This is a genomic window from Pseudomonas sp. RHF3.3-3 (genome assembly GCF_048069595.1).
GTDB classification, from domain to species: Bacteria; Pseudomonadota; Gammaproteobacteria; order Pseudomonadales; family Pseudomonadaceae; genus Aquipseudomonas; species Aquipseudomonas fuscovaginae_B.
Window position 1 is genome coordinate 3,051,415 of record NZ_CP182250.1, and the last position, 15,417, is coordinate 3,066,831.

The 15,417-nt window shown below is 60.3% G+C and carries 13 protein-coding genes; 7 read left to right on the forward strand and 6 right to left on the reverse strand.

Going from position 1 to position 15,417, the window contains the following annotated elements:
• Positions 1-89: 89 nt before the first annotated feature.
• Positions 90-872 (forward strand): EAL domain-containing protein, encoded by a 783-nt coding sequence (locus tag ACMGT0_RS14030; RefSeq protein WP_054057952.1) that lies wholly within the window; start codon positions 90-92, stop codon positions 870-872.
• A gap of 477 nt (positions 873-1,349) precedes the next feature.
• Here the strand turns inward: ACMGT0_RS14030 and ACMGT0_RS14035 are convergent, their stop codons facing one another.
• From ACMGT0_RS14035 to ACMGT0_RS14045, 3 genes are all read right to left on the reverse strand, one after another.
• A complete protein-coding gene (locus tag ACMGT0_RS14035; protein WP_416773087.1) occupies positions 1,350-2,282 on the reverse strand; it encodes an AAA family ATPase in 933 nt (310 codons plus the stop codon).
• Positions 2,279-2,620, reverse strand: coding sequence for a hypothetical protein (locus ACMGT0_RS14040; protein ID WP_206542439.1), 342 nt, complete (start codon positions 2,618-2,620; stop codon positions 2,279-2,281). Before ACMGT0_RS14040 ends, ACMGT0_RS14035 begins: the two co-directional genes overlap by 4 nt.
• A 616-nt stretch (positions 2,621-3,236) precedes the next feature.
• Entirely contained in the window at positions 3,237-4,139 is a 903-nt protein-coding gene (locus ACMGT0_RS14045) for an AraC family transcriptional regulator (RefSeq protein ID WP_054064909.1), read from the reverse strand.
• 97 nt (positions 4,140-4,236) lie between these two features.
• On the opposite strand from ACMGT0_RS14045, the gene ACMGT0_RS14050 reads away from it, so the two are divergent.
• On the forward strand, positions 4,237-4,983 hold the full coding sequence (locus ACMGT0_RS14050; protein WP_416773089.1) for an SDR family oxidoreductase: 747 nt from the start codon (positions 4,237-4,239) through the stop codon (positions 4,981-4,983).
• 269 nt (positions 4,984-5,252) lie between these two features.
• On the opposite strand, the gene ACMGT0_RS14055 is transcribed toward ACMGT0_RS14050, so the two are convergent.
• The 3 genes from ACMGT0_RS14055 to ACMGT0_RS14065 form a co-directional block, all read right to left on the reverse strand.
• A complete protein-coding gene (locus ACMGT0_RS14055; RefSeq protein WP_416769518.1) occupies positions 5,253-6,587 on the reverse strand; it encodes a chloride channel protein in 1,335 nt (444 codons plus the stop codon).
• A 196-nt stretch (positions 6,588-6,783) separates the two neighbouring features.
• Positions 6,784-7,149, reverse strand: a complete 366-nt coding sequence (locus ACMGT0_RS14060) for a DUF6124 family protein (RefSeq protein ID WP_416773091.1) — start codon at positions 7,147-7,149, stop codon at positions 6,784-6,786.
• A 295-nt stretch (positions 7,150-7,444) separates the two neighbouring features.
• On the reverse strand, positions 7,445-8,236 hold the full coding sequence (locus tag ACMGT0_RS14065) for a TolC family protein (RefSeq protein WP_416773479.1): 792 nt from the start codon (positions 8,234-8,236) through the stop codon (positions 7,445-7,447).
• Between the two features lie 272 nt (positions 8,237-8,508).
• Here ACMGT0_RS14065 and ACMGT0_RS14070 point away from each other — a divergent pair, with 272 nt between their 5' ends.
• The 5 genes from ACMGT0_RS14070 to ACMGT0_RS14090 are packed head-to-tail and all read left to right on the forward strand — an operon-like array spanning position 8,509 to position 15,414.
• Entirely contained in the window at positions 8,509-10,008 is a 1,500-nt protein-coding gene (locus ACMGT0_RS14070) for an alkaline phosphatase family protein (RefSeq protein ID WP_416773093.1), read from the forward strand.
• Entirely contained in the window at positions 10,009-11,823 is a 1,815-nt protein-coding gene (locus ACMGT0_RS14075; RefSeq protein WP_081005934.1) for a B12-binding domain-containing radical SAM protein, read from the forward strand. It abuts the gene before it with no gap.
• Between the two features lie 3 nt (positions 11,824-11,826).
• Positions 11,827-12,954 carry a radical SAM protein gene (locus ACMGT0_RS14080; RefSeq protein ID WP_054062418.1) on the forward strand — a complete coding sequence of 376 codons (1,128 nt, stop codon included), beginning with the start codon at positions 11,827-11,829 and terminating at the stop codon, positions 12,952-12,954.
• Positions 12,923-15,157: a class I adenylate-forming enzyme family protein gene (locus ACMGT0_RS14085; protein ID WP_160320655.1), complete on the forward strand. Its 2,235-nt coding sequence runs from the start codon at positions 12,923-12,925 to the stop codon at positions 15,155-15,157. The genes ACMGT0_RS14080 and ACMGT0_RS14085 overlap by 32 nt, the downstream gene beginning before the upstream one ends.
• Before the next feature lie 2 nt (positions 15,158-15,159).
• Entirely contained in the window at positions 15,160-15,414 is a 255-nt protein-coding gene (locus ACMGT0_RS14090; protein ID WP_054057962.1) for an acyl carrier protein, read from the forward strand.
• The last annotated feature ends 3 nt before the right edge of the window (positions 15,415-15,417 follow it).

The following is a 15,417-nucleotide window of genomic DNA, read 5'->3' on the forward strand; positions in this document are numbered from 1 at the left end:
CCGTCGATGGATTGGACGGGAAGAGATTGGCTTAATGTGCATATTCGAGCATCCTGCACAGACATACTTCCTGATCTCGACGATATTCTATGAGCAAGCCTGTTTTTCCCCAGCCCTTTTTAGCGATTGGTTGCTCCCAATGTCGTGATCTTGCCAGCCTGGATTTCGAAATTATCATGGCATTCCAGCCCATAATCCATGTGCCCTCAGGCAGACCGTTCGCCTATGAGGCACTGGTTCGCGGTCTGAAGGGCGAAAGCGCTGGGGAAATTTTGGCCAAGGTATCCCCCGACAATTTGTACCGCTTTGATCAGGCCTGTCGCGTGAAAGCCATCGAGCAAGCGGCTGCACTGGGGTTGGGGCGGCAGACAGACTGTAAGTTGAGCATCAACTTTCTGCCAAATGCCGTCTACCGTGCCAACACTTGCATTCGGGCTACCTTAGAGGCAACTCGAACATTCAACTTCCCCGCCAACCTGCTCATGTTCGAAGTGACCGAGGGCGAGCGGATCGAAGACACCGAGCACTTGAAGTCAATCTTCAAGGAGTACGAGCGACAGGGCTTCACCACTGCAATAGATGACTTTGGCTCGGGTTACTCAGGGCTGAATCTACTCGCAGAGTTTCAGCCTGCTGTACTCAAGCTAGATATGGCACTCACTCGGGGAATCAATCAGGATTTGGTTCGCCAAGCCATCGTCGCCGGCATCGTATTGGTGGCCAAGCGATTGGGCATTACGCTTATTGCCGAAGGGATTGAGACTGACGAAGAGAGCCAAGCTTTGGTGGCGCTGGGTATTGATTTGATGCAAGGTTATTTATTTGCTCGGCCTCAGATAAATGGGTTGCCGTTGTTTGAGCGGCTTTCTTGATCTTATTCTGATAGAACAGCTTGACTTAACCTTCGTGAACCCAGTGCGGATTAATCACCAGGCTTTTGGCATCCGTTGTCTCGGAGTCGTCCCAAGCAAGCGGAGCGAGCCGGCCCCGGACGGGCCAGAGGCATGGGGATGCAAGCAAGCCCCAAGGGTCGCAAACTCGCCAAAGCAGCTTGCGGTTTACGACAGGTCATACGGCCTCGAGCCAGTGCATCGTCACGTCTGGCACTGGGCGGTCACCGGTTATTGCGAAGGAATTCAATCAGCTCCCGTGCACTGGGGCAGGAAGGGTGAGCCGATGAGTGCTCGACGCTGAATCCCCAGTGTGTGACAGCCTTTTTGGCAAGAGCGACTTTGCTGCCAGGCCCTCGAGCACCTCGCTGTGCAGCAACCTGCTTGACTCTCTCCCAGGGTTTTTCTGCTGTTTGCTCCGGCGCTTCTTCAAAAAATCATCAGTTTTCAGCCAGGCGTTCATGGCCTGGGTGTCTGCCAGGAACCAAGCCTCCAGTGCCTTGACGGCCACAAACGCAAAGCGAATGCGCTGATGGGACACCCGGTCTCTGACCGTCTGCACATGAGCTTCATCCTCCAAGTCCGTGAGGATGAAAATCTCTTGCGCACCCGCTTCATCCAGTCGATCGACAAACGCTTCGATGTTATGGGGTAGCAGGTTAGCCCCACCGTAATGACCGTCGATCCATCCAAGCGTTGCTTCTCAGTGGAGAGGCTTTCCATTCCGGGGACGATCAGCTCCATCCATTCCAGGACTTGGTCCCTGAAATCAGGGTCCTTCTCAAGGACAGTCAGCATGGACGCAACATTCTTCCCTTGAGTGTCCAGCTCGGTGGTATCGGTGGTCGAACTATCCGGCTCCTTCGCCGCCATCGGATCAATACGGAACACCTTGGTATTGGTCAAAAACGCACGAAGTGGACTCTGCCCCAACAGCATCAGTGCCGCCAGATCCTGCGGGTAGTCAGGCAGGCTTTGGAGACCCGTCGACTCGCCCATTTGGACTTTTAAATCCGCCCCCGGACGTCGATCAATCAACAGTTTGCCATCCACCTTCAACATCTCTGCCAACTGAGGTTTCTTGTCCAGGGAGCGGATCGTGAGGCTGTAATCGTGGAGGTTGCCATCCAGCTCAACCTCCATGGAGAAACTGATGCTGGTGCGCAGCTCCTTGCGGTACTTGTAACAGTGAATCTGAGAAAAGCCTCCAAACTGCGTCCTGGCCTGTGACGCACCGAATTTAACGACTGCCCCCATGAATGCCAGAGCATCGGCAATGTTGCTTTTCCCAGAGCCATTGGCACCTGCAAATACCAGAAACGGCGAGACATCCTTAAGCTGAAAATCAGCCAAGCTCTTAAAGCCTTTTATGTGCAGCTTCTTGATATTCATGAGGTTTCCTGTCGATCATTCTGAGCTTCAGTAGGCGTCGGGTTTGCCCCGTCAAAGGGGGCCTGAAGAGCCTTTCTGACACCGGCTCGCTTCAACACCTCTCCCCAAGACTCAATACGAAATTCGGGACCTTGCTTCACAATACGTGTGCCGAACTCTAGGTTGAGTACTCGCACGTAGTCGTCAATCTTGCCTTTGCTAAGCCCCGTCAACGCCGCAACGCTGGTAGTCGTCGCACGCTCCAGGCGGTCGATCGCGGCCAGGGTCACAAACAGCCGTCCAGCATGCCCCTTGGGATACTGAGGAACGCCATGCTCATTCACTTCGTATTCGCTCATACGGGTCACATCTGTTCCACTAAACGGAACTATAAAGCCAGTCGGCAGGCACGTCGAATAGTTTCTCGATCGATACGACAGTGAGCTCGCTGCGATGCGGACCTTGCGCTCCCATAGAGCTTGGGCCTCATCATGCAGCGTTGCGTATGATCAAGGGGGCCCTGACCATGATGATGGACGGGAACCGGCTCGCTTACCTCATGCAGCGGTACAACTGGACACGGCCGCATCAGCACAACGGCTTCGCACCGCCGGCGGTTGCGGAAGAAAAACTCAATTCTGTGTCCGGGAGTTTTTGACCACTACAGTACGTAGTCGAGCGACTCTGCGCATCCCATTTGCGCCTCGATAGCGCCTATGCATCCCTAGCAATCCCCGCCGGTATTGCCTGATAGCGGATCTTGCGGATTGTCGAGTAGGCGTGCGCAGATCGTGCAGTGTTGCGGCTTTTTGCTGTTTGTCATACTACTCTTCCGATACGTTCCTTCTTAGCCCTCGCGTGCTACCCCGAGGGGCTGCACTCGGCCACAAACTGCCGGCCAGATCTGTCCAGACAAGAGACTCGATTCAGGCCGCTGTTTTTCAAAGGACTGAACTTGATAGTCGTTCATGAAAACTAGCGGCTAGCGCCTCTGGCGTATTGACGTGGCGGCGTCCCCACATGCCGGGTAAACGCAGTGCTGAACGCACTGGCGGACCGATACCCCACGCCCTCCGCTACCTCAACCATCCCCATTTGCGTGTGACGCAGCAGGTCCTTGGCCACGGTCATGCGCCAGCCTAGCAGGTACTCCATCGGCGACTGGCCCAGGGTGGTCATGAAGCGTTTGAAAAAAGCCGAACGGGAAAGCATGGCCACCTGGGCCAACTCTGGGACTGTCCAGCCGTAGGCAATGTCGCCATGCATCTGGCGCAGGGCCTTGGCCAGCCGAGGATCAGCCAGGCCGCGCAGTAAGCCTTGGGGCGTTTGCTCCGGCGGGATCGAGCGCAGGGCCTCGATCAGCAACACTTCCACCAGCCGCGTGAGGATCAACTGGTGCCCGACCGCCTGCGCCATAGACTCTTCTCGCAGCAGGCGCACCAAGGTCGTCAAGCGTTCGACACCGCGCACATGCACCCGTGCCGGCAACATCGCTACCAATAGGGAGGCTTCGGGGGTCTCGAAGTCGAAATGCCCGCCCAACAGGCGCACATCGGCCGGTGCGTCGGGGTCGCCGTGGCGCAGTTCATCGGGATGGGTATTGCCATACACGGGCACCATTGCCAACGGCTGCACGGGTGCGAACCCCGAGAGGGTGAACGCGGGTGTCTTGGACAGCAGCAAAAAATCCCCCGCTTCCAGGACTAGCTCAGGCTGGCCGTCGATGGCAAGCCGGCAACTGCCTTCCAGCACCGCGCAAAAGCTGGGTAAGCCAAATTCGGAGTAGCGCACGCCCCAAGTCCCGGCGCCGCTGATGATTTTGGAAAACACCGCACGCGGCTTGAGCAGCGCGATGACATCGGACAGCGGGTCGCCCATAAATGGACTCCTGCGAATGAAATGTGGACAGCCGATTATAGTGAGTCCAGTAGGGTAGGGTTATCGTTTTCACCAGACTCACTGCCTGGAATACCTCATGAAAACCGTCCTTATCACTGGCTGCTCCTCCGGCTACGGCCTTGAAACCGCGCGCTATTTCCTCTCCCAAGGCTGGAACGTGATCGCCACCATGCGCAGGCCACAGAACACGCTGTTGCCCTCTTCGGAGCGCCTGCGCATCCTCGCGCTGGACGTGACCCAGCCCCACAGCATCGCCGCTGCCATTGAGGCCAGCGGGACTATTGATGTGTTGGTCAACAACGCCGGTATCGGCCTGTTCGGCGCGCTGGAGGCCACGCCCATGACCGCAGTGCGGGAGATTTTTGAAACCAACACCTTCGGACCGATAGCCATGACCCAGGCGGTGATCCCGCAAATGCGCGCCCGTCGCTCTGGGGTAGTGATCAACGTCACCAGCAGCGCGACCCTGGCGCCCATGCCACTGGTCGCCGCCTACACCGCCAGCAAGCAGGCGATTGAAGGGTTTACCGGCTCATTGGCCCTGGAACTGGCGGCCTTCAATGTGAGCGCCAAGTTGGTGGAACCCGGCTACGCCCCCACTACTCGCTTCAGCGAAAACGCCAGCGAGCGCATGGCAGGGATGATTCCTGCCGACTACGCGCCAATGGCCCAGGCGATTTTCGCCGAGTTGGGCAGCGGCCAATACACCCTCGAGCAGGACGTAGCCGAAGGCGTCTGGCGTGCGGCACACGATACGTCCGGGCAACTGCGTTTTGCAGCGGGGGCAGATGCTTTGGCGCTTGTTACTCAGTCGCGCAGATAATGTGCGCCGTCTGACAATTCTTGTGTATCAGAGCCATTACATCTTTAGGCTCACTCAATCGTCACTGACTTTTATAGGCGCCTCATTTTTCAGACTCATGCGAAGGTCTGCGTTGGTCGATTGCAGCCTGTCGCGACAGGCTACATCGACCCAAAGCAGCCCCTGGCACCCGGCAACTCACGCGACGGAACACCCGTGCGGCAACCTTGGCACCCAAGTAATCGCCGCGGCTGCGCTCATCGATCACCACCGAGATGGCGATACACGGATCAAGGGTTGCTCGGTGCGATTTTGTCCAGCAGCTGCCGGGCCAGCGCGTGGTACAGCGAGACCGGGGCGATCCAGCCGGAAATGGTGGCGGCCATGACCGTGGCGGCCAGCATAGGGATGAGCAGGTCGGGACTGTGGGATAGTTCCAGCACGATCACCGAGGCGGTCAGCGGCGAGCGGGTCACGCCAGCGAGGTAGGCGCCCATGCCCAGCAGCGCACAGGTCTGTGGGTTGAGGTTGGGCAGCAACGACAGCAGCGGGGCGAAAGCCGCGCCTATGCTCAGCGAGGGCGAGAAGAGGCCGCCAGGAATCCCGGAGAGATAGGACACCACGTTGGCCAGAAACTTCCACAGCAGGAAGTCCTGCCCGGTCATCGGGTGGCCTTCGAGCAGGGCGCGGGTTTCTTCGTAGCCGGTACCAAACACATGGTTGCCGGAGACCAGCCCCAGCAGCGCCAGCAACAGGCCGCAGGCGGCGGCGAAGGGTACCGGGAAGCGCTCGCGCAGCCGGCACATGCGGCCAAGCCAGCCGGCCTGGGTGGGGAGCACCAGTTTGACGTAGAGCCCGCCCAGCAGGCCGCCGAGCAGGGCGCAGGCTGGCACTTCGCTCCAGCCCCAGCCGGCCGGCAGGCTGCCGCCGATCTCACCGAAGTACGAGTAGTGGCCCATCAGGCCGAGGGTGATGGATCCGCCGATTAGAACCGCTGTCAGCACTAGGCCGCTGAAGCGTTGCTCGAAGGTGCGGCTGAGTTCCTCGATGGCGAAAACGATACCTGCCAGCGGCGTGTTGAAAGCTGCAGCGATGCCGGCGGCGGCGCCGGCGAGAATCAGTCCTGCGATGGTGCGCCTGCCGTGCAGGCCCAGACGTCGACCGAAGGCATAGATGATGGCGGCGCCGACGTGCACCGTAGGCCCTTCGCGGCCCACCGAGCCACCGACCAGCAGGGCGGCCAGGGTGAAGAGCATTCGCGCGGCGGCAACCGGTAACGCTAGCACCCTGGCGCGCAAGCGCCGCGAGGGCGACTCCAGTGCGGCAATTACTTGGGGTATGCCGCTGCCCCTGGCCTGAACGAGCCAGCGCTGGGTGATCCAGGCCAACAGGGCGAAGCCCGCCGGGGTGACCAGCAGCGGCAGCCAGGAGGCGACGCCGAGCATGTGCTTAAACAGAGCGAAGGATTGGTCCGCCAGCCAGGCGAAGGCCAGCGCGACCAGGCCCACCAGCAGCGCGCCGACCCAGAACGCCAGGCGTTGTCGCCACTCCAGCCAGCGTGGCCGTCGGAAGCGTCGTGGCTGGGTGGTTACGGGTGATACGTTTGGGTTGGGGTGTTCGGACATCGGCGCGACCAGGATCGTGGAGCAAGGGGCAATTCTACTCAAATCTGCTGCCCATACAGGTGATACAGCACGTTGTCATTGGAAGACCAGGCCGTGCATACATTGCTCCAGGAGTTGGTACTGATCCGCACCGAGCACCTCTTGCTGCTGGGCAAAAAACGGGACGCTGGGCTTCCCGCTCCACGGCAGAATGACGTCAGCCATTGGCACAGACGATCGACTTCTCCAGCATCGAATCCATCCTCAGTTGCGCCAGCTCTATCAGGTGCACCACACCCATCGCCACCTTGCGATTCGAGCCGGTCTGGTTGTCGGCGTTCTCGTAGGCCGTGGCTGCCGCTGACTGCAGAATCGAATGGAGGTCGAGAAGAGTAGCCTCGTGGTTCAACGAGAGCGGAGGCTGCCCAGGTGGCGTGGCTGCCGCAGAGACAGCAAACGTCGGTACGGCTTTCGGTGTTGCCTCTGGCCCCAGGTCATAGTGGGACAGTGCCCGGTCGGCGATGCGCGGATCGATGGCTCCGACGTTGGATCTCGCCGGCGGATTGGGGGTAGGTTTGAACATGTGGCGTGACTCCAGTCAGTCAACTGAGAGAGCCGCATCCATCGCTACTAAACGATAGGGTGGCGGCCGAACGCAGGTTAGTAGACCGGTGACTAGGCCCGGCGCGCACGAAGGCGCCCTGCGCACGGCCACCATAAAGCGAAGGCTGAAAAACGAGCCTGGCAGAAGGGGGCACTTCGCGCCTAGTCATATGGCGGGCTACTAAACCCGGTCACTGAATTGGCAGTGACAAGCCGGAGCCTAGCCCCGTGATCAGGCGCAAAACAAGCGCTCGGGATTTTCTAGGAAATTTCACTCAAGGGAAAGGGAGTTGTCTGGTTTGGCGCTGAGTGGGCAAAAGCTGCTGATCGGTGTGTCCGTGGAAATGGGAAGAACCCCGGCTGCCACTACCGACCCACAATTCGCCGCCTCCATCGACGTGGCGTTTGCGCATGTTGGCGGCCAGGGTCTGCAGGTCCCTGGGCATGCAGTCGTCGGGATCGTGGGCAGGAAGGGGCATACGGATCTTCCAGAGGTTGGCGCCTTCGATCAGGGCGAAGGCTTGGCCTTTGGGCAGGCTCACGACATGGGCGGGTTCAATCAACGGCACGCTGGTAGAGCTGATGCGGTCCTGGGTGTTGCTGGTGAAGTCGGTGTTGCCCTCGATATCGGAGCTGGCTTGCGCTTCCTGCACATCGATGATGGTCGCACCGCCCAGTTCGTAGCGTTTGCGTGCGCTGTCACGTTGGGCGCTGGAGGTGATGCGCAGTTGCTCAACCGACTCGACGACATTTTTTGCGGCCAGAACCGCAAAGTAGGCTTGCGCCAAGCGCAGAATCAACGCCTGGTGCTCCTTTTCCAACTGCGCATCGGCCAGCAGCTGTTGTAAGTGACCCTGCTGGTAGGCAATCCAGTTCTGCCAGTGCAACAGTGGTTGTACCAATTGCACGCTGTAACTGCGATTGTTCTGGCTTTGGGCGAGATGACCGTAGCTGACTTCGTATTGGGTGTATTGGTACGCAGACCACGCGAGGGTCGCCAACCGGTAAACGAGGCAATCATCGGCCAGGTCGAGGCCGGCCTCGCGCGGTTGCCTGAAGTCCACCACTACGCAAGTGCTAAACAATTGGCCTATCGCCTGGACTGTTTCAGAAAAATCAAACTCTGTATTGATTTCTAAAATATCGAATGATTTTGTTACATGTTCTTGGATTTAAAAAATGTCCCCGTTGACCCTCGGTGTTATTTTCTTTCAGCATGATCAGTCAGGTGTGGTCTGGTTGATCTTGAGTGTGGAAGTTAATTAAATAATTAAGGTCCGGTTATAAGTCGAAAAACTAAGCTCAAGTCGGCCTGGTTTTCGAGAGTTCAAGGTGGACTATGGATAGTCAGAAGTTGAAGCTTTTGTTCTTTGGCGTGGACGGCGCCTCGTACACGGTTATGAAGGACCTCATGACGCGCGGCCTGCTTCCCAACTTCAGTGCTTTGGCTGCCCAAGGCGGCCAGGGTGTCCTGCAATCGACTTTTCCTCCCCATACGGCACCGGGATGGGCCTCCATGTTTACGGGTGTTTCGCCCGGTGAACATGGCATCTACCAGTTTTGGGCGACCCAGTCGCCGGACTACCGCTTCAGGGCCATGAATGCTGCCGATTACGGTCGTGAACCTTGCTGGCTGGCATTGGAACGCCAAGGCTTGAAAGTCGGCGTCTATAACATCCCCATGACACATCCTCCGGTAGGGCCTGCCGGTGGTTACATGATCAGTTGGCCCTTGGCAAAAACCTTGCGCTATACCGCCCCCAGTGAGTTGATGCACGAGCTCATGCAGGCTGATATGCACTATCACTCCGATATCGTAACCATGTATCGCGGGCAGGAAGATTATTGCGAGCAGGCTGCAAAGTTTATTCGTGGTCGTGCGGAAACCTGCAACTTTCTGCAGCGAACTCGTCCGGTGGATGCACTGTTTGTGGTGTTCACGGAAGTTGACAGAGTCAGTCACTACTACTGGGGCGATCAAGAGCGTCCGGGGCAGGAAGTCGAGGACTGTTACATCGAAGTCGATCGCGCACTGGGGCAGGTCATGAGTCTTGCCGATGACGACACCCTGGTGATGGTGGCTTCCGATCACGGGTTTGGCCTGTGCCATGCGGACTTCAGCATGCATGAGTTTCTGCTCGGGCATGACCTGCTTGCCTGCCGGCACGAGCCCGTCGCACCGGCGAGTACCACTGGCTCGGATGATCCAGGCGTGCGTTCCTGGTTCGATGCACCCGGACTCTACCGTCGGACCGTCGACTGGTCGCGGACCAGCTTCTACATGCCTACCCCGGGTTGCTTCGGGCTCAATGCCAACCTGCAGGGGCGCGAAGCGCAGGGTTACCTGGACCAAGCGCAGTTGCCAGCGGCCGAGGAGCGTTTGCGAGGCGCGTTGGCTGAACTGGTGGACGAGCAGGGGCAGCCCTGGTTCACCTTGGTCAAGCGTGACGAAGTCTATGCCGGCGATAGCCTGGACCAAGCTCCGGACTACCTGCTCATACCGAAGGATTTCACCGTGATGCCGACCCCCTCGCTGAATGGGGCGATCTGGAACGTGCCCGCGCAACGTGGTGTGCACCGGCCGGACGGTGTGCTCTTCGTGCGCGGGCCGAAATTCCCGCCCAATGGCGCCCTCCAGGCGCGTATCGAGGATGTCTTCCCCACGATCCTGGCTCACCTCGGGCTGGCGGTACCCGAAGGTCTTGACGGCCATTGGCTGATCGACCCCGTTCGGGAACCTGTCCGCGAAGACGGGCGTAGGGCCGCGAGCGGACGACGCATGAGCGAGCAGGAGCAGCAATTCATGGATGGCCAACTGCAGCAGATCGGGTATTTCTAAATGCAAAGTGCACAGTTTACTAATGCTGCAGCCGGGTTGATCCCGCTGACCAACCTGGCGCAAGTGGTCGAGGAACCCGCAGCCAACCCGTTGCATTCAGCGGTCGACTTCCGGCATCCGAGGCCAATGCGGGTGTGCTTTCCGGTATTGCTCGATGGTGACCTGGTGATGAGTTCGGAGCACCTGGGGGTCAGCTACCTGGTGGCCATTCTGCGCAACCTGGGAGCCGAGTGTCGGGTGGTGGAGGTCAAGCCGGTGGTCGGTGGCGATGAACTGGCTATCGAAGAGGTCGTGGCGTTCGCTCCCGACCTGATCGGCTTTTCCCTCACGACCGTGACCGTCAGTCACGCTACGGCCTTCGGTTCGGCATTGCGGGCGGCCTTGCCCGAGCAGGTGGCGTTCCTGGCCGGGGGGCCGCTGGCGACGTTCCTGGGTTCGAAGTTGTTGGACAACCCCAACTGGGCGTTTCTCGATGCGTTGGTACGGGGCGAGGGCGATGTACCTCTGGTGCGCTACGTCGAAGCGTTCTGGGATCACAAGGACTACACCACAGTGCCCAGCCTGAGCTGGCGCGAAAGCAGCGGTGTGGTCATCGATAACCCCATCGGCAAGCCGGTCCCGGAGCTTGACATGCTGCCAGAGCCTGCCCGCGACCAGTTCGAGATCAACAGCGGGAAGCTGCCCTACCTGCGGCTGGCGACTACCCGTGGCTGCACGGCGCGCTGCACGTTCTGCAACGCTCCGCATGCGGGCAACAAGGTCAACCCGGGCAAGCTCTGGCGCGCGCGAACGCCGGACAACATCGTCGACGAGATCGAGCGGCTGTACCACCGGTACAACTTCAATACCTTCGACTTTGTCGACTCGACTTTCGAGGATCCGGGTGGCGCACCGTTCGCCAAGCAACGGATCGCCGACATTGCCCAGGGTATCCTCGATCGAGGCATGAAGATCTATTACAACTGCTGCATGCAGGCCAAGAACTGGCACGAGGAGGATAAACCGCTCCTCGACCTGTTGTATCGATCGGGCCTGGAAAAGGTGCTGATCGGGATCGAGTCCGGCTCGCAGATCGGTCTGGATCGCTGGAAGAAAAAGTCTACGGTCGAGGATAACAAGCGCGCCATCGAGCTGGTGCGTGGGGCCGGTATCTACGTGGCGTTTGGTTTCATTGCCTACCACCCCTGGTCGACCTTCCAGGAGATCCGCGACAACAACGATTTCCTGCGCCAGTACATGGGTCACAACCTGCGCCGCTACACGGTGCGCCTGGAACTCTACCCGGGGGCGGAGGCGGTCGAGACCCTGCGAGCCGAGGGCAAGTTGCACGACGATTTCGATGTCTCACTCAATGCCTTGAGTTACGACTTCGAGGACCCACGCGTGCTCAAGCTGTCGAACGTGAGTGCGCTACTGTACGGCGAGAAGTACGCCGAAGAGGGGATCATCGAGAAAGAGCCGGCAGTGTTCGAGTTCGAAACCTACGACATCGTCATGCACACGTTCATGTCCCGTCTGCGCCGATCGGTGCTCGACTCTCCAAGGGGCCTTGAGATTCTCGAGGCCGGTGAGGCAAAGGCCACCGAGTTGCGTGCGGCGATGAGTGCGTTCAACTACGCACTGGTGTCCGAGATGACCGACCTGGCTGAGCGCGAGGCGCTCGATGACAGCTATGCGAACGCCAAGCGCCCCGAGCTGGAGCAGTTCTATCGGCAAAAGCTCAGCGAGCTGCGCCAGGTGCAACTGGGTATCAGCATGCAACTTCACCGCGCCGGGTTGAGCCTGCGTGACATCCAGTTCAGCAAGGGGGCCTGAACCATGAGCCACGCAGAGCCGGTCAACTTTCTCGGTCATCGCCAGTTGCTGGGTAATGACCTGGTCATCAATGAAGACTCCTGCAACCTGGGGTGTGCCTATTGCCTGACCGGGCAGAGCAACATGAAGTCCTCCCACGAAGGCAAGTTGATCTTCCAGCCGCCGGTGCACGATGTCTACGGTGAAGAGAGCGACCTGGGCCAGCGGCTGCACGCGGTGGTCGAGCGCGTCAATCAGAGCTTCCGTCCCCCCTTGCTCAAGCTCACCGGGGGCGAGATCTTCATCATCAAGGACATCATGACGTTCATCGAACGCATGTCCCCGTTGCATGAAGTGCTGGTGGTCCAGACCAATGGCCTGCCATTGACTGAAGTCAAGGTCCGGCGCCTGGCCGAGTTGGGCAACGTGGTGGTACAGATCTCCCTGGACAGCAGCAATGCCGACGGCAACAGCTACCGCGTCCAGTCGCCACGTATCCATCAGATGATCATGGATCGCATAGAGATGGTATTGCGCGCTGGCCTGCCATTGGAAATCTATGGTGTGCTCAACGACCGTAGCGCTCCCTACCTGCGTGAATTCGTCGAATGGTGTGCGCGGTTCCCGGACAACCCGCCGCAATTGTTCCCTTTTCCGGTACGGGGACCAGACAGCGAGGCTTTCAAGGTCCGACCCGAGCAGCATGTCCATATTGATCAATTGCTCGAACTGAGGGATCGGTATCCCGAAATCCTTCCGCCCAAGGCGTACCTGGAGCGCCTGAGCAGCTTCTACCGGGACGGTCGGCGCAGTTGGCGTTGCCACTTGCCACGTCTGGTACTGTCGACGTTCAGTGACGGTGTCGCCACGCCGTGTCCCAATATCTGGTTCCACAACATGGGCAACCTGGTCAGCGGCGATTGGCAAAAGGCGTTGGCACCGGTCAATCGGTCGCCGTTCTACCAACTGCTGCTGGCCGAGCGTCCTCGTCTGGATGCCTGCAAGGGCTGTTTCACACCGTGGGACACCCTGAGCCTGTATTTCGAGGATGCCATCAGCCTCGATGAACTCTGCCGCGCGCCGTCCTATGCCCCGCAGGTCATCAGGACCCTGCTCGAACGTGCCAGGGAGGACTACCGCCGTGGTGCTTGAGTCGTGGTTCGAGGCGGTGCTCGAGGGGCCGATCGTGGCTGCGGTCGCTGCCGATCGCCGAAGCGCCTGGGAACGACAACTGGATGAGCTGGCGCAACGGGGCCCACGCCGTGTCCTGCTGCTGCTGGACAGCACGGTCGAGCATGCCGCGCTGATGCTGCTGGTGCTCAAGAGGGGCCTTTCACCGCTGCTCGTGGCGGGCGATACCCCGTCGGACGAGTTGCAGCGTTACGCCGTACGTGGCAGCACACGGCAGGTGCTCCAACTGGGCGATGGCAACCTGCTGGTGAGCGACATGCCCGATGTACCCGACGGGCAGGCGGCCGATCAGCCGCTGGGGTTGTGCCTGATGACTTCGGGTACGACGGGTGAACCGTCACTGGTGATTCGCGAGCTGTCCAGTTGGCGGGACGAGGGGTTGCGCTACTGCAACCTGTTGCAACTGGGACCGGATGACCGGGTGCTGTTTGTCGCGCCGATCTACCATGCCTACGCGTTGGGGTGGCTATGGGGGGCGATCCTGGCCGGAGCCGGAGTCGAGATCTGCAAGCCCATGGAACTGGGCTTGGCGCAGCAGGCGTTGCGTGAGCGGGCCACGCACTGCGTGCTTACGCCGATGCTTGCCGGGTTGCTGGCGCAGCGGGCGGGTACGGGTGGGCGATGTGCCCGGCTCAAGGTGGCCATGTCCGGGGCCGGTCCGGTGGACCAGGTATTGGACAGCCAATTCGAACAGGCCTTTGGCGTGGGGCTTTCGCGCAACTACGGCAGCACCGAGAGTGGTGCCTTGTTCGGCGGTGTGGCGCCGCTGCCGGCCTTGTCGATCGGCTTCCCGCTGCCCGGGATCCGGGTTCTTGATGAACCGCCGGCGGGTGAGCCATTCGTGTTGCGGACCCTGCTGGAGAACGGCAAGGTCCATGACACTGGCGATATCGTCGAGCGGACCGCTGGCGGCTACGGCGTGGTCGGGCGGCAAAGCAGCGCCATTCGCCGTGGCGAGCGCTGGATCTCGCCATTCGAGATCGCCTCCGTGATCGCGAGCCACGTTGCGGTGATCGACTGCACGGTACGTGCGGTCAGGTCGCGGCAGGTGGGCAATGATCATATTTTCGCGTTCGTGGTCTGGTCGGCGGAGCGGGCCTGGGACGAGGCACAGTTGCGTGCTCACTGCCAGCAGCGCCTGGGTGCGGGCAAGGTGCCCGATCGCTTCGAGCGCGTGGTGTCGATACCACGCGCAAGCACTGGCAAGCCTTTGCTGAGCCGGCACTACCGGCCGGCTTCGAATGAGGCGCTGGCCTCGGTCGCACAGGCCTACAAGCGTTCGCAACTGCTGCTGGGGCTGTGGCAGAGCGGTGCACTCCAGTTGAGCGCCCAGGGGCTGAACATCGACCAGGTTGCCCAGCGCACGGGGCTCAATGCCTCGATGCTGGCGAGCGCCTTCGACATCGCCGCCGCCTGCGGACTGGTCTCGGAGAGTCGTGAGCCGCTCGATGAGTCCCCGCGACTGGAGGCGCTGGCACCAATGCTGGACCTCGAGGTACTGAGCGCCCAGGGTTACAACCAACCCGGTAGCCTGACCGAGGTGCTTGCCCGTGGGGCCTGGCAACGATCGTTCGAGCGAGCCGGCGAGCAGCCAGCCGCGTTGCGCGAGGCGTATCAGCGAGCGGTGGCCGGCCCGCAAAAGCGCCTACTGGCTCAACTGGCCTGGCGCAGTGTGCAGCGCGTTCGAGCCGGTGCCTTGCGGGTGCTGGACGTCAGTGCCACGGGTGCGACCTACACCCGGGTTCTGCTCGAGCGCGCAGGTCTGGACCGTGCCGCCAGCCGTGTCGTCCTGCTGGGCGGGCTCAACCCACCGGACCTCGATATCCCCGTGGCGATCGACCCGTGCCTGGCGAGCGGCAAGGCCGATCTTTTCGACGTCATCGTCCTGGACAACACGCTGCACCAGGCCCCGGTTGCCCAGGATCTGGCCGGGCTTCTGGCGCGCCTGGCGCCCGGCGGAACGCTCATCGTTGATGAGATTTTCCTGCAGGACGGCGAGGCGGCGGGCGTCGGCCTGGACTGGCTGACCCATGGAGGGACCGCCTACCTGCGCCTGGTCGACCTGATGTCCGCCCTGGGCCGCCTGGGTTTTATCGGTCGCGAACTGTCGCGGCGCGAGTCAACGATTTTCCAATGCACGATTTCATTCACCAAGGAGCTGTGAAAATGAGCGATACCGACCGTTTGATCAAGGTGTTCTCGACGACTGTGGGCCGGGAACTGAGCCGCGAGGAGCTGACGGGGGGCAATCTCATCAGCAGCCTGGGGTTGAACTCGATCGATGCCCTGCAGTTGCTGATCCAGGTGGAGACCGAGTTCGGTTTCAACATCGAGGACGAGGAACTTTCCATCGACCTGGTCGATTCGCTCGAACGTCTGGAAACCTTTGTTGCCAGCAAGCAGCCGGCGAGGACTGCCTGATGT